This is a genomic window from Porphyromonas cangingivalis (assembly GCF_900638305.1).
In the GTDB taxonomy this organism is placed as follows: domain Bacteria; phylum Bacteroidota; class Bacteroidia; order Bacteroidales; family Porphyromonadaceae; genus Porphyromonas_A; species Porphyromonas_A cangingivalis.
In genome coordinates, this window is record NZ_LR134506.1 from 2,232,798 (window position 1) to 2,251,104 (window position 18,307).

15 protein-coding genes are annotated in these 18,307 nt (G+C 49.4%); 6 read left to right on the forward strand and 9 right to left on the reverse strand.

The window, feature by feature from the left end:
* Positions 1 to 97: 97 nt before the first annotated feature.
* The 8 genes from EL262_RS09325 to EL262_RS09360 all read right to left on the reverse strand — a co-directional run bounded on the left by EL262_RS09325 (position 98) and on the right by EL262_RS09360 (position 11,902).
* Positions 98 to 1,114, reverse strand: a complete 1,017-nt coding sequence (locus tag EL262_RS09325; RefSeq protein ID WP_078735516.1) for a peptidoglycan DD-metalloendopeptidase family protein — start codon at positions 1,112 to 1,114, stop codon at positions 98 to 100.
* A gap of 570 nt (positions 1,115 to 1,684) precedes the next feature.
* Complete coding sequence (locus tag EL262_RS09330; RefSeq protein ID WP_036853325.1) at positions 1,685 to 1,999, reverse strand: DUF2149 domain-containing protein; 315 nt, start codon at positions 1,997 to 1,999, stop codon at positions 1,685 to 1,687.
* Positions 2,000 to 2,095: 96 nt separating this feature from the next.
* Positions 2,096 to 2,695, reverse strand: coding sequence for a MotA/TolQ/ExbB proton channel family protein (locus EL262_RS09335; protein ID WP_036844469.1), 600 nt, complete (start codon positions 2,693 to 2,695; stop codon positions 2,096 to 2,098).
* Between the two features lie 17 nt (positions 2,696 to 2,712).
* Positions 2,713 to 3,447 carry a hypothetical protein gene (locus tag EL262_RS09340; RefSeq protein WP_025836938.1) on the reverse strand — a complete coding sequence of 245 codons (735 nt, stop codon included), beginning with the start codon at positions 3,445 to 3,447 and terminating at the stop codon, positions 2,713 to 2,715.
* Positions 3,448 to 3,619: 172 nt separating this feature from the next.
* Complete coding sequence (locus tag EL262_RS09345) at positions 3,620 to 7,993, reverse strand: cobaltochelatase subunit CobN (RefSeq protein ID WP_078735517.1); 4,374 nt, start codon at positions 7,991 to 7,993, stop codon at positions 3,620 to 3,622.
* Between the two features lie 40 nt (positions 7,994 to 8,033).
* The gene (locus tag EL262_RS09350) at positions 8,034 to 10,226 is read right to left on the reverse strand and encodes a TonB-dependent receptor (protein ID WP_078735518.1); all 2,193 of its coding nucleotides are present in this window, start codon (positions 10,224 to 10,226) and stop codon (positions 8,034 to 8,036) included.
* 21 nt (positions 10,227 to 10,247) lie between these two features.
* Positions 10,248 to 10,907 (reverse strand): HmuY family protein, encoded by a 660-nt coding sequence (locus tag EL262_RS09355; protein ID WP_078735519.1) that lies wholly within the window; start codon positions 10,905 to 10,907, stop codon positions 10,248 to 10,250.
* Between the two features lie 584 nt (positions 10,908 to 11,491).
* A complete protein-coding gene (locus tag EL262_RS09360) occupies positions 11,492 to 11,902 on the reverse strand; it encodes a 5-fold beta-flower protein (protein ID WP_126464420.1) in 411 nt (136 codons plus the stop codon).
* 186 nt (positions 11,903 to 12,088) lie between these two features.
* On the opposite strand from EL262_RS09360, the gene EL262_RS09365 reads away from it, so the two are divergent.
* The gene (locus EL262_RS09365) at positions 12,089 to 12,844 is read left to right on the forward strand and encodes an exodeoxyribonuclease III (protein WP_036844490.1); all 756 of its coding nucleotides are present in this window, start codon (positions 12,089 to 12,091) and stop codon (positions 12,842 to 12,844) included.
* A 79-nt stretch (positions 12,845 to 12,923) separates the two neighbouring features.
* Here the strand turns inward: EL262_RS09365 and EL262_RS09370 are convergent, their stop codons facing one another.
* The gene (locus tag EL262_RS09370; RefSeq protein WP_078735520.1) at positions 12,924 to 14,876 is read right to left on the reverse strand and encodes an LTA synthase family protein; all 1,953 of its coding nucleotides are present in this window, start codon (positions 14,874 to 14,876) and stop codon (positions 12,924 to 12,926) included.
* A gap of 265 nt (positions 14,877 to 15,141) precedes the next feature.
* On the opposite strand from EL262_RS09370, the gene rpsF reads away from it, so the two are divergent.
* From rpsF to EL262_RS09395, 5 genes are all read left to right on the forward strand, one after another.
* Positions 15,142 to 15,495 carry a 30S ribosomal protein S6 gene (rpsF, locus tag EL262_RS09375; protein ID WP_025836953.1) on the forward strand — a complete coding sequence of 118 codons (354 nt, stop codon included), beginning with the start codon at positions 15,142 to 15,144 and terminating at the stop codon, positions 15,493 to 15,495.
* Positions 15,496 to 15,497: 2 nt separating this feature from the next.
* Positions 15,498 to 15,767: a 30S ribosomal protein S18 gene (gene rpsR, locus EL262_RS09380; RefSeq protein WP_025836955.1), complete on the forward strand. Its 270-nt coding sequence runs from the start codon at positions 15,498 to 15,500 to the stop codon at positions 15,765 to 15,767.
* Between the two features lie 63 nt (positions 15,768 to 15,830).
* Positions 15,831 to 16,340 carry a 50S ribosomal protein L9 gene (gene rplI / locus EL262_RS09385; protein ID WP_025836957.1) on the forward strand — a complete coding sequence of 170 codons (510 nt, stop codon included), beginning with the start codon at positions 15,831 to 15,833 and terminating at the stop codon, positions 16,338 to 16,340.
* A gap of 190 nt (positions 16,341 to 16,530) precedes the next feature.
* Positions 16,531 to 17,373 (forward strand): AraC family transcriptional regulator, encoded by an 843-nt coding sequence (locus tag EL262_RS10235; protein ID WP_078735521.1) that lies wholly within the window; start codon positions 16,531 to 16,533, stop codon positions 17,371 to 17,373.
* Positions 17,374 to 17,504: 131 nt separating this feature from the next.
* On the forward strand, positions 17,505 to 18,137 hold the full coding sequence (locus EL262_RS09395; protein WP_025836960.1) for a DUF417 family protein: 633 nt from the start codon (positions 17,505 to 17,507) through the stop codon (positions 18,135 to 18,137).
* Positions 18,138 to 18,307 lie beyond the last annotated feature (170 nt).

Consider the following 18,307-nt stretch of genomic DNA (forward strand, 5'->3'; position numbering starts at 1 on the left):
CAAATCTCACACTCCAAACAAATACTGTCAAGACCCCGCTGATCTCTCAAGATTTGTCACGCTATTACTCAGTGTGGATTATTCCTTTTGTTTTTTGTCAACTTACTCTGATCGACTTACCGACCTTCAGTGTGGTCTTCGATGTCAATCCATTGAGCTTGCAAAGTTTAGCCACAGATGTGCCGTATTTGGCCGCGATGCCGGAGAGAGTATCCCCTTGACGTATCTTGTGGACGGCGATGCTTGAGCCCTTGGAGCCCGAAGACTTCTTCTTTTTGGCAAGATAAGAAGTGCCTGTGATGGCTTTTTGAGTGTTTCTCTTGACAAATACGTACTGTTCCTTGAGGGGAATACCGGTGTCAAAGTTGATGATCTCTTCCGGATTGATGGGGATACCCATAAATCTTGTTTCGAAGTGGAGGTGTGGCCCTGTCGAACGACCGGTGTTTCCTCCGAGACCGATAGGTTCACCTGCTCTGACAATCTGTCCTTCTTGGATCAAATGCTTCGAAAGGTGCCCATAAACTGTCTCCAACCCATTGGGGTGACGCACCACGATGTAGTTGCCATAACCCTTGCGCTCAAAACTGACGATACGCACCTTGCCATCGAAGGCCGAACGAATCGTGTCGCCCACTTGTACCTTGAGGTCTATGCCGTAGTGCATACGACGGAAGCGACGGCGGTAGCCAAATCGAGATGTGGTAGCGGTAATGGTGGTCAGGGGGTAAGAGAATTCGGTACAATTGATGGAACAAGTGTCAGGAATCTGCACGGACTTGTTTCCTGCGAAGGGATTGACATACTCACTCCAAGAGTCCTCTCCATAGAGATCCACTGCGGGAAACTCCAACTCCTCTTCGGAGACTTCGCTCATCATTTTCTTTAGTTCAAGGACTCTTCTGTTGTCCTTGATGGGTAGATTGTCTGCCAAGAGTTCGGCCGAAGGTTTGATTTCTTCTTTGCCTTTCTTCTTAGGCTGGGTGGTTGCGGGACTGGGGACCTCTAACTTCTGGGCAGGTACTTCCAGCTTCTTCACCGGTGGGGTCGTGGCGTTGGCAAAGCTCAATAAAAACGACCCGGAACACAGCAGTAAAATCTGTCTGAACGTCATTAGTCTTTTCGTCTTTTGTTTATACTTGATCTTGAAGGCTCACCCTTGATGTTACTCTGCGGGAAGTTTATTCGCCGTCAAGACCGTCACCGTTAAATAAAAGATGAAAACCATAAAAGAGCACACACTCATGATCACTCGAAAATAGCTCAAAATGAGGCGGTGTACTCCACTATGGACTTCCTCTTGATGCGCTAAATTACAAAAACAATGGCCTACGGCAATACATTATACATGGAAAAACATCTTGATTACGTTATTTTAACAACTTTTTACTGCTTAAATAGACCTCTTTTGGTGCCCGAAATGATTTCAGAGAAAATACGTTTTTGTGAGATAAAACGGAGCCAGAAAATCTTCTTTGCCGGGTCATGTGATTTTCGTGATCACGTGTCACTGTCTTGTCCGACCGGAGGGTATTTTACGAGTTTTGTGTAGGAGTCTTTCAGTCAAATAGTCTTTGATAAAATGAGGTAAGGAAATGCCCCCGAGAGGGTGAGAGGGTGACTTCTCTTCATCTCGGGGGCATTTCCTTACCTTTTTTTGTATCGATCGTGGAGAGGTACTTATTTATTCGGGGACATAGATGATCTCACCGTTTTCGAGTTCGTACGCCACACCTACACGCTTGCCTTTGCTCTTGGAGGAGTTGTTTTGCTCTTCTTTGGGGGTAAACTTCTTGATCTGCTTGCCCTCTTTGGTGATGATCTCCATGTTGTCTTTACCGGGGTTTTTCACGATCGTGAAGTCCTCTTTGCCAAAGATCTCTGTCATGTTCATGTGCATCACCATCGCCACCATGAGCGATACGGCAAAGACCATGGCGACGTCGAACATATTGACGATCACGCTCAGCAGATCCTCGTCACTGTCGCTATCGAGCATAGACTTGCGACGAGGCCGACGTAGCGGCTTCTCATGCTTGTCTTCGGATGGGCGTGGTGAGGAAGTGATCAGATTTTTTTCGTCCATGGTTCTATCTTATTTGGATTTGCGTTGTTGTAGGACACGAGAGATGTAGAGGAGGTTATTCACATCCTTGGCATACCATCTCTGTTTGTATTGGAGTGTGATGAGTCCTACGGCACTGATGACGAGACCTACGACGGTTGTCGCAAACACGACCTGCATGTTGTAAGCCATACCACCGATATCTCCTGTCGAAAGCCCCACGAGGGCAGGGCTCATAGCGATGAGGGTACCGACCAGACCGAGGACAGGTCCCATCTTTGCGAGGAGACGACTCACCGTGAGATCCTTGGTCACGAGGATCTCGAAGTTGGCGATCGTGTACTCTGCGAAGTCCTCGTCCGCCCCATGCTCAAGGATGTCTCTCATGTAAGGGATCACAGGTGCGTTGTTACGCTTGGGGAGGAGGTCGACGAGGGCTTGGGTGTCATGGTCTTTGAGTTTGTCGATCATGGGCTGGAGCTTCGCCATGTTCTTGCGATTGGTGATGAACTGTCCGTAGAATGATCCTGCCAGCATGATGGCTCTCACGAAGAGGATGATGAGCAGGATGATGTCCGGGATGAGGAGGCTGTTGGCGATGCCAAAGAGAATTTTGGAGATGAGTTCCATAGGTTTTGAGATGTTTTTTATCTGTGACGCTTAGATGTTTTGTATTTCTTTCTGAGTTCGAAGATCAGTCCCACCCCGAAGAAGACAAGGAAGACAACCAGTGCCAAGAGGTAGGAGATGAACGGTGTGGGTGTGGCCTTGGAGGGCGCAAAGAGCATCTCCTCCGTGGTGGTCGAGAAGAGTGCCGAGAGGCACAGCAAGATGGATAGAGACAGCACCAGCTCTTCGCGCATGGCACGCAGAGGGAGGGCCCATCTGAAGAGCAACGACATGAATGGGAAGAAGAGCAGTGCTCCCACACCCACAAGCAAGGCCGGGATCTTGAAGTCCACACCCGGAAGAGCGTAGATGACCTGTGTCTGGATGAAAAACAGAGTCGGCAGTACGAGGAGCGACACGTAGTACTTCTGTATCCACCAGAGTGGGGTGGCGAGCATGGTCTTGATCCTATGCCATCGGCTTTCCCTCTCGGGGTCTTTGGCTGTGGGGTGCCATTGTCTGAAGGCAAAAGCCAAGGCTATGGCGCACTCCACGGTGACCAGTATCGCCACATATTGTCGTGCTTCGTGAGATGAGAGGTAGCTTGCTATCTCGTTACGACTGCTCGTGATGGCATAGGGCATCACCAGCCACGAAAAGGCCAGCAGGAGGATACCATATACCAGGCTCCTCTTGAAGCCGATGAGACTCAGCTTGGCTGAGACGGCCAAGAGGCATAGGAGCATGACGATGTATACAAGTGTGATCATCATTGGATGGTTTTCGTTGGGGATGAGTATGATCCGTCCCTTTTCTGTCTCGTGTCGGAATACTTTCCGGCATACGATGGACAGTCGTCCGTCCCTGAACAAAATGTATTCTGTCCCGGGACGGACGAAGTCCCCCTATACTTGGAGGAGAGGGAAGTTTTGTGATGTGATCGGATCAGTCATCGAGTCGTTTGTTGCGTTTGCGTAGACCTAATATGCCGAGTACAAGGAGTACAAGGATGACGACACCGATGCCGATGTACCAAGCCTTTGAGGTATCATCCTCGGTCTTGAGCATCTGTTGGGATTGCTGCGAAGCAGACTTGTCTTCTTTGAGGACGATGCTCTTGTCGTCGCTCTTGACGTCGCTTCTCTTGAGCGAAGCATCCATCTGTTGAGTGTACTTTTGAGCCTGCTGAGGGTCGAGCTTCTGAGTGATAAAGTCACGCAGTTTTTCGTTCGATGTCGCAAAGCTTGCGCCCGAAGAACCATGCTCTTGGACGACCTTATTGTGCACCTCGACGAGCTTTTGGACACGTTCGGGCGAAGCGTTCCACATCCCTTTGCGTACGGTCTCGAGCATCACCGAAGTGATTTGCTCCAATGCCGCGGGGTTCATCTTCTCGAAGAATTCCTTGGTGCCGAGGTTCTGTGTGTCTTCGATCCACATATCGTGGATGTTGTCCCAGAGCTCGTCATCGATGACCTCGGGCTTGGAGACTTCCCAGCCATACGTGTTTTCGATGATCTCTGCTATGCCACCGGCCTTGGAGTTGCCTCCCTTGGTCGCCTCTTTCACGAAATAAGGATTGAGTATCGTGCTGCGGCTCTCGATGCCGATGGCCTCCTTGAGATCCTGCATCTTGACATTGTTGCGGTTGCGATAGTCTGCGAAGAGAGCCTCGGGCTCTTTGCCTGTGACCTGAGCGATGGTGAGGTTGAGCCCGCCCATGAACTCAAACACGTGGTCGAGACTGAGTGCACCCCAGTTGTTGCTCTGGCGAGGCTGGATGATGACATCCGTATTTTCGACAGCCGCACGGAAGAGTCCCTTGGCAAAGGCTCCCCAATTGTCTGTCGACGCATAAGCCGCACCCATATTGTTGAGATAGACCTCTGCGATGTCCGCACGGTCGTCCCACTTGTCCCCTGCTTTCATCATCTCCTGGATGCCTGTGCCATACATGCCGTTGACACCCCCAAAGACACGGACGCTTGCCCATTCGCGAGCATCCTTGGGGGACATGCCCTCTTCGACAAGGCGTTTTTCGATGTTCACGTTACCATCATGGACGAAGTTGGTATGCTTTTCCTCGGCTCCTGCGGCAGCCGCAAGAGAGACCGCTTTCGAGATGAGGTTGAGGCGAGAGGCAGCAAGGTCTCTGAACTGTCCCGAAGTCTGTACCAAGACATCGATGCGTGGACGACCAAGCTCTTCGGATGGTATGAGACGCACATCGCTCACACGACCCATGACGTCTCTGACGGGTTCGACACCGAGCATGTACAGCACTTGGGCAATGGTGGCTCCTCCGGTCTCGATGAACTCACTGCTCCAGAAGGTATAGCTCACCTTCTTGGGATAGTCACCGTGCTTCTTGACATACGTTTCGAGGGTGCTTTCGACGAGCTTCTTACCCTTCTCCCAAGCCAATTCTGTAGGTGTTACTTCGGCATTGATGCTGTATAGGTTGCGACCGGTAGGTACTGTCGATGGGTTGGCTACGGCATCTCCACCGGAAGTGGGTTCGATGTAACCTCCGTCAAGTCCTCTGATGAGACCCGAGAGTTCGAGGTACGGGCTCTGTTGCAAGCCGACCTGATAGCGGTTGATGTTGAAGAGAGTACGTGCGAGCTCTACGATGGCATCCGCCTTGGCTTTCTTTTCGGGTGTGATGTCATTTTTTGGGGCACCGGGATGACCTCCCATACCCATGGCCTTTGCAGAGTCTGTCGGCATGCCGCCCGGATGACCACCGGCCATGGCTTTGTTTCCATCCTTGGGCATATTGGCAGGGTGTCCGCCCTTGTTCTCTTTCTCTTTGCCTACATGATCCGGCTTCTTGCCGAACTTAGGGATCCAAGATGGGTGTCCCCCCTTCTTCTTGCCCTTGCCCATGGTAGCCGAACCATCCTTGGCAAGTTCCATATTCATACGACCCTGCATGGCCTCCATCATTGCTGCCATGCCGGTGAGTTTTGGGGTGGTGATCTCCACGGCTTCGCGGAACTGCTCCATAGTGATGCCTGCGTAAGAGCAGACGAAGGCTGAGTCGATCTTTTTGCCGTTGAGGACTTCGCTCACGAGTCTCTTTGCCGGAGCGAGGTAATGCTCGGTCATGTAGGCCTGCTTGCGGAAGTTGTCTTCGGTGAGCTTGCCCGTCATGCGGTCGAGTGCCGCCTTGCTGTACCCAATGGGGTCACTGCTCATGGCAAGTACAGAGGAGTTGATCTTATCTGCTGTATAAGGTATGCCTGTGACATAGAGGATGGTGCTGATCTTCTCGTTGGCGATCTCTTCGGCGAAGTTGTCCAACTTCAACATCTCCTCATCGGTGTAAGGCTTGGTGAGCACACTGTCCAGTCTGAGCTCTCTGTGGATGCCCATGCGTACGGCTTCGCGCTTGACATCGAGGGCAAATTTGAGCTTGATGTCGTCTCTGTCGGCCTTTTCGTAGGAGATCATGTCCCGACGAAGCTTGTCGAACGATGCTCTCATACGGCTCTCTTCAAACGGAGGGTTGAGGTAACTGATCGTCGTAGCGTACGAACGTCGCTTCGCCATCATCGACTCTCCCACATTCGCGATCGTGTAGTAGTAGAAGTGCGGTGTGGTGCCGACAAGGGCATCCGGCCAGTCCGAATCTCCGAGAGCGACCTGCTTCTGTGGAGTAAACTCCAAGCTACCGTGTGTGCCGAAGTGTACCATCGCATCGGCATGGAACGCTTCTTTGGCCCACAAATAAGCGGCTACATAGGGATGGGGAGGTGCAGACTTGGCACCGTGGACGATGGCGAACGAGTCTCCTCCGATGCCTGCCATAGGCTGGGGCAAGAGGACGACGTTACCGAGGTCGACAGCCGCAATGGCGATGTAAGGACGACCGTCCTTGACTCCGCTCATATAGTTGCCGGGAGCAGGTCCGAAGAGCTCGGTTAGCTCGGCATACTTTTCTGCCGTAAGGCCTCTCTTGAGCCAGCCATCGTATTCCTCGGCATCGATTTGGAGGGGTGAGGCTTTCCTCATGAACTCTTCGATGGATCCTTCGGTGAAGTCATTCAATACGGGTCCGTGCTTCATGATGAGATCCGAGAGTGCTTCGGGAGATGCAGGAAGATTGATGGTATATCCTTCGTCCTTGAGTCTCTTCAGAGTGTTGTATAGTGATGGCACGACTTCCAAACCTTGGGCTGCCATGCCGTTTTGTCCGGGACCCTTGAAGTAGTAGATCGCCACCTTCTTGTCCTTGTTGGGCTTGCTTTGAAGGGCGACGGTATTCGAGAGTATCTCGACAAACTTGTGCAGGCGAGATGGGTCGGCCACGGTCTCCACGATACCTTCGGCATTTTCTTCCTGAGTGTTGACGACATACGGATAGATTGCACCATCGAGTTCAGGCATCACAAGGCTCTGAGACATAAATCCTCCGTACATACCCATAGGATCCTTGTCCCACTTTTCTTTCGATGTCATCACAGTGAGGGGGATGAAGAGTGGGGCATTGTAACGCTTGAGTGCTTCCACGACCTGATCGCCCGTGCCACCCGACATACGTCCGTGAGGGAAGTAGATGATCGCTTGTGGTTGGACAGCGTCCAAGAAGGCCAAGCGTCCTTGTCCCGATAGGATGGGGTAGACATTGAAGCCCTTGCGGTTGAGCGAGACGATCATGCTGTCGAGGTTAGCCTTGTTGCCACTGTATGGGTCATTGATGGCTCCGGTGACAGCGATGCGAGGCGCACCTTCGTGATAATGCCCGATCTTCTTGAGATAAGTGTCGAACTCATCCTTATCCTTGATCGCCACCTCTTCGTCGAGGTGGTAGAAGACCTCCGACTCGGACGGTATGACTTCGCCGGGCTCGGGTGCAAAGAACTTCTTCTTGTCTATATACTTACGAATATAGTTCGCCATAGAGAGGTAGTTCTTCCTGTTGCCATTGTTGAGATAGTCCATGACCGAAGACTCGGTGATAGAGTCGAGGTTCGAGATGTTGTTGGCTGGGTTGGTGACACGGATGATCTTGATGGGATGTCCTTTGTCTGCATACTTCTGTATGGCAGCCCTGTGATCCTCATCGATCTTGAGTCCCATGCCCGAGACGAGTACGAAGTCGTAGGTTTTGTTGCCACGGAAGTCATTCGCCCCGATGACATCATACTCGACGTGTTTGTTTTGGTTCGACTTTACGATCGCCGAACTTTGAAATGCAGGGAAGTTCACAAGGGCGACTTTGGTCTTCCCTGCGAAGGTGTTCCATAATAGCACGAGGGCACCCACAACAATGAGGGTGCCTAATGCCATGAACAGTAGCTTACGTCTATTCATAGTAATTGGTCTATTTTAAGTTTGTTTTTTCTTGATAGTATCATAGTTGGAAAGATAGCTTTCCGTAGAATATTCTGCCCGGAGTGAGCGAGGCGTTTTGATAACCGAGATTATTTGCCTTGTAGCCGAGAAGGTTGTCCACGCTCAATGATAGTGTGATGCGACGATCATAGCTCACACTTGCCGTCGTCCGGAACATCGGGTAACCGTCATAAACCTGAGACTCAACTTTGAGCTTATCTGTCCCTTCTTCTTTCGAGACCGTGTTCACTTTTATCGTCGACAAGTATTGACCGATGAGTGCCAACGAAGTACTCCACTTATCGTCCCAAGCCTTATAGGCATCGAACTTGGCAAGGAGGTTGTGAGGACGGATGGTGTTCAGATCGACCTGACTTCCATTGATCTCTTTATATGCCGGAGCATGAGAAAAGGTGTAAGAGCCCGACAAGGTAAAACCATTGCAGATGCGCCATGAAGCATGAGCATCGGCAACGGTCATGCGACTTGTACCATCGATGTTGACGTGGTGCTGATCACCCTTCTTGCTCTGTTGCATCACGATGCGATCCTTGAACAGGGTATGGGTCACACCTGCTGCGAATGACAATTGGGCATTGCTCCACTCAAGGTTTGTTAAGAACTGATTTGCCGTCTCCGGCTTGAGATCGGGGTTGCCGATGATGTCAAACAACCCCTGATGACTCCAGTTGAAGTAAAGATCCATCACCGATGGGGACTTGAACGCCCTCGAATATCCGCCACGTAGTATCCACCCTCCCATCTTGTACGACAACGTAGCTTTGGGAGAGAGGTGAAGTCCATAGTTCGAGTGATAGTCTGCTCGTGCTCCATAGAGGAGGTCAAGGGTGGAGCCTATCTTCCGGAGGTGCTGGACAAAGAGGACACCATACTTGATGCTCTTCTTGTTTTTCCCCTCGTTGATCTGAGACGATAGCATCGATTCCATGTGCCCCTCGATGCCGAAGTTGAGATCATTCCCTTTGCCGAAGTGTACGTCATGATGTAGTCGGAGGGTCTGTACGAAGTTTTTGTGCTGCATCTCCTTCTCCTCAGCTTTGAAGTAGTCTCGTATTCTCGATGAGTAGTCGCCGTTGTAGTGCGCAGAGATACGGTAGGTCGGGCTCAGTTGCCACGAAGCACGCAGGGTGTTGGTCAGATAGTCATAGATGTCGTTGTGAAATTCGTTGCGGAACTGCTTGCGACGAGAAAAATTGACATCCCACCCAAATGCTATCTGATCGCTCGGAGTGACTTTCAATCTGTTGCCTATCCTGAATATGTCATTGCGAGGCACATCAAGAGACACGGATTTATTCTTTGTCTCCAACGTATATCCTCCCTCTCGGTCGAAAGAGCCTGTGAGCGAGTTGTTGATGATCTTCGTCTTTACACCCGTTTGGAGGTGACTGGTCCATCCGCCGGTCTGACTGTAGCCGACCGAAGCTCCTGCCGAAAAGGGTTTGTTGTACTGACGGGTGATGATGTTGATGACACCTGCTATCGCACTCGATCCGTAAAGGGCAGAGCCCGCACCTTTGATGACTTCGATACGCTCGATATTGTCCGGACTCAGGCGAGACAAGTCTATACTGCCACTTTTCAGCCCGGCCACCTCTTCGCCATCGATCAGGAACGCAATGTAATCTGCATTGTACCCCTGCATGGTGATATGTGTGATCCCACCATGCTGACTGAACTCAATCCCCGGGATCGAATACAGCAAGATGTCCTTCATCGTCGTCGGAGCGATCCTGTCGATCTGTGCCCTTGTGATGATCTGTGTCGGTACGGGCACATCCTTGTGATGACGCAGGGTACGGGTAGATGTCACCACCACCTCTTCGAGATTTTGGGTACTCTCTTTGAGTACAATCTCTTCGAGCTCCAAGGCTTTGACCTCTTGGTCTACCCTCTTGATGTATGTCTCATATCCGACATGAGAGATACGTATGATGAAGTGACGTCTGATCCCTCGCAGTTTGGGTATTTCGAGCACGAATCCTCCCTGTTTGTCCGTTTGGGTGTTAGCAAGGGACTTGTTACCCTCGATGATCTCTACTTTGGCATCGGATATGGGTTGGTGATTGGTTTGTCTGACCACTCGCCCCTTGATATCACCTTCACCTTCCTTCACCGAAGCGAAAGAAGGTGTGGTGCATACGAGTGAGAATAACACTACCAACAATGAAAGGCAGTATCCTGATCTCATGTCTTTGTGTGTATGGCGTTATTAGATTTTCGCGTAGTTGAAAGAAAGGAATCCTGCCTTTCTACCCTTAGCATCGAGGACGTCTGCAAGTTGTACTTTGTAGATACTCTTGCCGTCGGCTCCTCTGAATACAAAGATCTTTTTATTGGCAGGGTACATATTCTTCACATCACCCATTTGACTATTTGAGTTGTAGGCAAAGAACCTATATTCGTTTGTTTTCTCTCCGACAAAGATATAGTGCTGTTTCTCTGTTTTCACCGGACGATTCTCTTGTTTGGCAATCATCCCTGACTCTACTTGAACCAAAGCTTCTGTATTTGTCTTGAAATTGATGTTTTTTGTGTCGATTTTAGCGTTTAGATCAGTGCCTTCTGTCATGAATACACCACCCTTGCCACTGAATCCTTCGGCACCGTTGACTCTGATGTCTCCTCTGTGAAAGGCAACATCCCAATCCTTACTATTCTTGGGATCCGATACCTTCACCTCTTTGCCCGTAGCGAAAGAAAAGTATGCCCACTTATCGTAAGCACTGGCATCGATGTATTCTGCCTTCTTGACTTCTCCAGTCACAGGAGGTTCAGGTTCATTGCCATTGTTCTTTTTGTCGCAAGATGTTGCCAAAAGGGCTACGCCCACGAGGAGAGCGAGGCTTAGTGTTCTTAATAGTTTCTTCATGTGTAGTTAAGTATTTTGAATTGATTATTGCTTAGTTCTACTCACTTCGGTTAAATGTCATTTTGACATTGCAAAAGTATGCAATAAGCACCCCCTCCGAAATACTCTAATGTGGGTATTTTAACCTCTTTTATATCCCTAAACGAAGGTATGAGGTGAGACTTTTACTCTCTTTGATGTCCCTTTTTTTCGATGGCTTGTTGGGTAGAGTCGAGATGTGATTGATTTGCACGACCTGATGGTTTATGTGTGCTCTGCCGTGAGAAAATGCGGTCAGATACACCATAAATGTCTGTTATACATTTTTTCTGTGTCGTGTGGTGATGATAATTGTAACAAAACGGGCTGTGTCAAAGCATTGATTGACACAGCCCGTTTTGTTATTGGATGATTGTGTGAGGGGGCAGAGCTTGATCGATATATTCAAGGATGGAAGACGCCTTCAAGTCGAAGCAAAAAAAGTCCAAGGATCTTCCAAATCAAGTTATACGACTTTCGTCATCGAATCATACGAATCGATTTGGAGGATCCTTGGACTTTTTTCGTCGGTTTTCACTCGTCTATGCAGACGCGTGGTCTTGGTGTCAGTTGAAATAGAAAAAGAAGAAGGCCACTGCCACCCATTCTCTCTTCACCCCCGAAGCCTTGCCGATCTGTGAGTTTTGTCTGTTGCGGACAGTCCCATCGGACTCGACTTTGCCGATCTGAGCGTTGGAGCGGTCATAGACCGTGCCGTCGGACTTGATCCTGCCCACTTGCGATCCACTTCTGTCGCGTACCGTACCATCGGACTCTATCTTGCCGATCTGGGTATTGTTACGGTCTCTGATCGTGCCGTCCGAACTGATCTTGCCGATCTGTGCGTTGCTGCGGTTGCGTATCGTGCCGTCGGATGATATGGATCCGATCTGTTTGCCATCGCTTAGCTTCACTTCTTGTGCACACACGGTGGTCAGGCTGAAGAGCGAAAAGATGAGTAAGAATAAATACCTCATAAGCATCATTTTTTATTTTTTGAGATGAAACATGATGAGGAGTGTTGCCTCTCCCTCTCTTCGCAAATATAATCATTTGTCGGTGTGGAGTATTCGTCTTCGGGCTAAAGATCGAGTGGGGAGGACAACATTCCGGCGGTCTTATTGGTTTATACATAAATCAAACAAGAAAGTACACATACAATAATGAAATTTATATCTTGGAACGTCAACGGATTGCGTGCCTGTTTCGGTAAGGGCTTCCCGGAGATCATGAAAGAACTGGATGCGGACTTCTTCTGTCTGCAGGAGACAAAGATGCAGGCCGGCCAACTCGATGCGGAGATGGAGGGCTATCACTCGTACTGGAACTACGCAGAGAAGAAAGGTTACTCCGGTACTGCGATATACTCCAAGCATGAGCCTCTCTCGGTGGCCTACGGTATAGGGATCGAGGAGCACGACAAGGAGGGTCGGGTCATCACTCTGGAGATGCCGGACTTCTACCTCGTCACCTGCTACACACCCAACACGCAGGACGAACTCAAGAGGCTCGACTACCGTATGACTTGGGAGGATGCTTTCAGAGCTTATCTCATGACTCTCGACAGCCGTAAGCCGGTCATCGTCTGCGGTGACCTTAATGTGGCACACAAGGAGATCGATCTCAAGAACCCCAAGACCAACCGCCGTAATCCGGGCTTCACGGACGAAGAGCGTGGGAAGTTTCAGACCCTGTTGGATGCAGGATTTACGGACACGTTCCGTCACTTCTTCCCTGATCTTGAGGGGGCTTACTCGTGGTGGTCTTATCGCTTCAAGTCTCGTGAGAAGAACACAGGCTGGCGTATCGACTACTTTTTGACCTCCGATCGTCTTCAAGAGCACCTTGATTCGGCCAAGATACACTCGGATATCTATGGCTCTGACCACTGTCCTGTGGAACTTGTCCTCAAGTGCTGAACGTGGCATACATATCGTCAACAAAAAAGGTCACCCCGACGGGTGACCTTTTTTGTTGATTCAAGAGTGTTGATCTTGATTATTGGTTGTAACGTGCACTCAGTTTGTTGTGAATGAGACGCTTGTTGTAGTCCATGACAATGGCAGGGAGCAGTCGTTCCGAGACGGTATGATGTATCGTGTCGGGACGAGGGAGTAGGACGGTGTTGAGGCTGTCGACGGAGAGCTTGTTGGTCTCTGTTTCGAAGGTGTAGATCTTGTCCCATGTGATGAGGTGATGCTCTCCCCAATAGATCACGGCATAAGCCTTGGATAGAGGGTTGAAGATGTTGTGGCCGTATGACACGATCTCATCATCGATGCCGAGGAGGTAGAGCAGGGAGGGGTAGATGTCTGCCTGCTGTATGACTTTGTTGGTGTCTATGGCTTCCTTAGGCAGAGGTTTGCCCGGGATATACCAGAGCTGTGGAATGGCGAAGTTGCCCACTATATTGTCATAGATGGGATCGGCAGACTGCGAGGTGTGGTCGGCGGTGATGACGAAGATGGTCTTGTCGAACCACGGCTCTCTCTTTGCTTTCTCAAAAAACATCCTGAGGGCTTCGTCTGAGTATGTTATCGTCGCTTGAAGGGGGACTTCGCCTTGAGGGTACTTGTGTTCTTCGCCCTTGGGGAGCTTGAATGGTTCGTGGCTTGAGAGGGTGAATATCGTCCCCAGCCATGGTTGTTCAAATCGGCTGATCTGCTCCGGTAGGAAGGGCACGAACTTCTGATCCCATATCCCCCACGCATTGTCGTAATCGTCATCGTTGTTGTACTCCGTCATGCCGATATAGCCGGTATAGCCCATGTGCTTGGAGAAGGCATCGAAGCCCATCGAACCGTTCGGTGCACCGTGCATGAAATACGCTGCCTTGTAGCCATGACGACGGAGGCAGGTCCCCATGCCATCGATCTCGTTGCCCGAATAGTTGCTCGTGACGAAGTTGAGACCAAGAGCCGGTACGCTGGCGATGATCGATGGCATGGCATCGATGGACTTACGACCATTGGCAAAGGCGTACGGCCAAGATACCGTGGCAGGGTCATTGATCAGAGCGTCAAAGAACGGGGTGTAGCCCTTGCCGTCCTCTTGGAGGGTGCCGATGTGTTCTTTCGCAAAGCTCTCCAAGATGAGGATCATCACGTTATAGTCCTTGTAAGCCCCATAGAGAGAGTCTGTGGAGGATAAGGGCTGTGCCTTGTAGAGGGCGGAGAAGAGGCTTTCGGCTTCGGCTGTGGGGATGTATTCGATCTCCTTGAGTACCTTTTTGTCTGCCGTGCGGATCATGCAGAACGGGGTATTGAGCACGATGTCTCTGTCCTTGACCTGATCGACATAAGCCTGAGCATTGAAGGGAGATAAGGGCCTCACACTATGGATAAGCCCGCCACGGATGCCCACGACGGTCACGAAGACGGTCGCAAGGAGTGCCACCGTAGTCCCCAAGATACGTGCCACCACAGGCACGGAGCGTTTTGCGTTATATCTGATGCGCGGATAGGCAAGTATGAGGGCGACGATCATCGCAATGGCAACGAGTGTCAGTATGGGGTTCGTCCATGCCAGACGGAGGACAAGGAGGACCGGGTTGTCTCCACCGAATTCCTGAAAGACCGTCGATGTCATCCTCTTGCGCACGAAAGGGAAGTAGCCGGAGTCGCCGACATTCAGGATGATGCCTGCGATGTTGGGTAAGAGGAAGGACCACTTCATCACCTGATAAGACACACGATGGGTACGCACCTTGGGTGAGAAAAATCCGAGTACCATGAAAATAAGCATATACACGCTGTTGAGGTACCCCATGGCCGCAATGTCAAACCTCTGGCCACCCCACCAAGCCGTCCACAGATCGCTTACAGAGAAGTGCTTGTAGTAGGTGTAGTTGTGTACATAGAAGACGAGCCGACCGAGGTTGAACATCAACCACGACAGAAAGAGATGGTAAAAGAAGACCAAATACCTGTACTTTGTCTCTATTGCTTTCATATCAGTGATAAGTCATAAAAGTGTGACACGGTTTCAGTAAACAGAGGACAAAGGTAATGATTTTAGCTTCAAGGTGGTGACCGATCATAGATAATAGGGCCTATGCAGATTCAAGTATTCTCCAGTCTATTACCCTAATTTTGCACTTGATACTTGAATCTGCACCCTGAATTATTTAGAGGATAGGTGGGTTATCCGAGAAAATATTCTTATCTTTGTGCCTCGATAAACAATTATCATTTTACTAATTCATAAAAGCATTATGATGAACAATTACGAAACCGTTTTCATTTTAACTCCCGTTTTGTCTGAAGATCAGATGAAGGAAGCGGTAGATAAGTTCGCAGGTCTGCTCGAGTCAAATGGCTCAGAGATCGTGAACCGTGAAGAGTGGGGTCTACGCAAGCTTGCTTACCCTATCGCAAAGAAGTCTACCGGTTACTATGTATTCCTTGAGTTCAAGGCAGACCCTTCTGTCATCAATACTCTTGAAGTCAACTTCCGTCGTGACGAGAAGGTGCTACGTTTCTTGACCTTCCGCCAAGACAAGTTCGCTCACCAGTACGCAGAGAAGAGAAGATCACTAAAGTCTAACAACACTGTAAAGGAGGATAAGTAATCATGGCAGCACAAAACTCAGAAATCCGTTATCTAACTCCTCTTACTGTAGACGCACAGAAGAAGAAGTATTGCCGTTTCAAGAAGGCCGGTATCAAGTATGTGGACTACAAGGATCCTGAATTCCTCAAGAAGTTCCTCAACGAACAAGGAAAGATCTATCCACGTCGTATCACAGGTAACTCTCTCAAGTTCCAACGCCGTGTCGCACAAGCTGTAAAGCGTGCACGCCACTTGGCACTTCTACCATACGTGGCTGACTTGATGAAGTAAGCCGAAGAGGTAGATCAGTTATTATTTAAGAATAGAAAAATTCACCCATAAAGGAGACAGAATATGTTAGTTATTTTGAAAGAAGACATCGCTAATCTTGGCTTCAAGGACGAGATCGTCGAAGTAAAGCCCGGATATGGTCGCAACTTTCTAATCCCAAGAGGTCTTGCAGTCATCGCCTCTGAAAGCGCTCAGAAAGTATTGGCTGAAAACCAAAGACAACGTGCTCACAAGTTGGCTAAGATCAAGGCTGATGCTGAGGCTGTGGCTGCCAAGATGGAAGGCGTGAAGCTTACTATCGTCGCAAAGACAAGTTCGACAGGTACAATCTTTGGTTCGGTGACAAACATCCAAATCGCAGAAGAGCTTGAAAAGCTCGGCTTCGAACTTAACCGTAAGATGATTCATGTCGCGAACATCAAGGAAATCGGCCACTACATCGCAAAGGTACGTCTACACAAGGATGTAACTGTCGAAGTGCCATTCACTGTCGAGTCAGAGACTGCGACTATTGCGGCTCCTGCTGAAGAAGCACCTGTCGCAGAAGCACCTGCAGAAACAACAGAAGCTTAATCTCATCTGAAGTAAAGGGTGCTTCAATAAGTGCTCTTGGAGATAAAAGTTTATTATATCGATCGCTCGCAATAAGGTTTGCCCTGTTGCGAGCGATTTTGTTTTTTATCGCTCGGGAAGGGTGTTGTTGAGGTTCTTGCATGACTGATATTTGTTATCTTTACCATCGGGTTTGCTTCAATAGTGATTTATGTCGCATTTGATTTCTATAAAAGAGCTTTCGTCTACCGATGTGCTGGAGGACACTTTTACCTCTCCGCTTTACTGCATCTTTCTGTTTGCGCAGGGAGGTCACTTTGCGGTCGATGGTACGGCATACCGGACAGACAAAAATACGGTGCTCTTCCTGACTCCATATCAGAGCCTGCAGTGGTTCCGACAGCCGAAGGTCTGTCGTCAGGTCTCTTTTCACGGAGATTTCTACTGTATCGAGTATCACAAATATGAGGTGGCGTGCAATGGACTATTGTTCAACAATGCATATCTGACGCCCTATGTCGAGGTGTCTGATGCGCTATTGAGTCATCTTCATCAGTTGACCGAATATATTCGTACGGAGCAGCAGGTCGATATGGAGGAGCAGCCCTTTACTGCCTCTGTCATCAAGTCTTATTTGCAGCTCCTTTTGGCACTTTGCAGTCGGGAGAAAGAGGCTGCGGAGGGTCAGCACGCTACTGTCATAGATGGTCAGGCTTTCCTTTTCGAGCAACTCCTCGAGAAGCATCACCTCTCCGAACGTCGGGTAGGTTTTTATGCCGATCAAATAGGCGTATCTGTCGAGGTCTTGAGCCGAAAGAGCCGACAAGCCTTTGGCAAGACGCCCACACAGTTGATACAAGATCGGGTGATCATCGCAGCCAAGAGGCTGCTACACCTCTCGGATAAGAGTATCAAGGAGATTGCGGTGCTTCTCAACTTCCAAGATGAATTTTATTTCAGTCGTTACTTCAAGAAGGCCACAGGGCTTTCTCCCAAACATTTCAGGGATGAGGTCGGCATATCGATCATCACGACTGTCCATCCGACCCTTTGATCAGGCAGTTTGGGTTTTTAAGATGGATAAATGTCAAATATATCCATGTTATTGTCATTTTTATCCATTCTATGTGTGCTATAAAAGGAAGAACTTTGCAGTGTACATAATTTTTTAAGAACACAGCAGATATGAAACAGTTTGTAGCACAACTATTCGAAAGAGGAAGTAAGATTTTATTGGGCTTGGAGCGTCCATTCTTTAACTTCATGCGCATTTCCATCTTTGTCGTGATGGCTTGGATCGGTGGCCTCAAGGCTTGCCAGTACGAAGCTGACGGTATTGTTCACTTTGTCAGCAACAGCCCCTTTATGTGTTTTCTATACAATAACTCTGACAAGTATGTGGAGAACGAAAAGGGCGAGATGGTCAAAGAGTACACCCTGTACAAGAACCCCGAGGGTAAGATGGTGCAGAAGAATATCGACTGGCACAAGTCCAACGGTACTTACCCCTTCTCATACGGTTTGGGTACATTCATTGTTTTGATTGGTCTGACTGTGCTTTTGGGCATCTGGTTTCCTAAAGTCGGACTCATCGGAGGTATGTTGACTTTCGGAATGTCGATCGTCACACTCTCGTTTCTTATCACTACGCCTGAGTCTTGGGTGCCCAATCTGGGTGGAGACTTACCGACACCCCACTACGGATTCCCCTATCTTTCGGGTGTCGGCCGATTGGTCATCAAGGATATCATCATGAGTGCCGGAGGCCTGCTTGTGGCTTGGGATGCTGCTCGTAGGATACTCCAACGCAAAGCCTGATACATCAATACAGCCAAGGAGACCGTGCAGAGATACTTCATTTCGGCACGGGCTCTTTTATTTTACAGGGTAGGGGACAGAGTAGATTCCGGCACGGAGCAGAATGTTTTCTCTCCCATATCGGAGTCTGCTCTGTCAGACCTCAGAAAGTGAGGGCTCATTACGTGTTC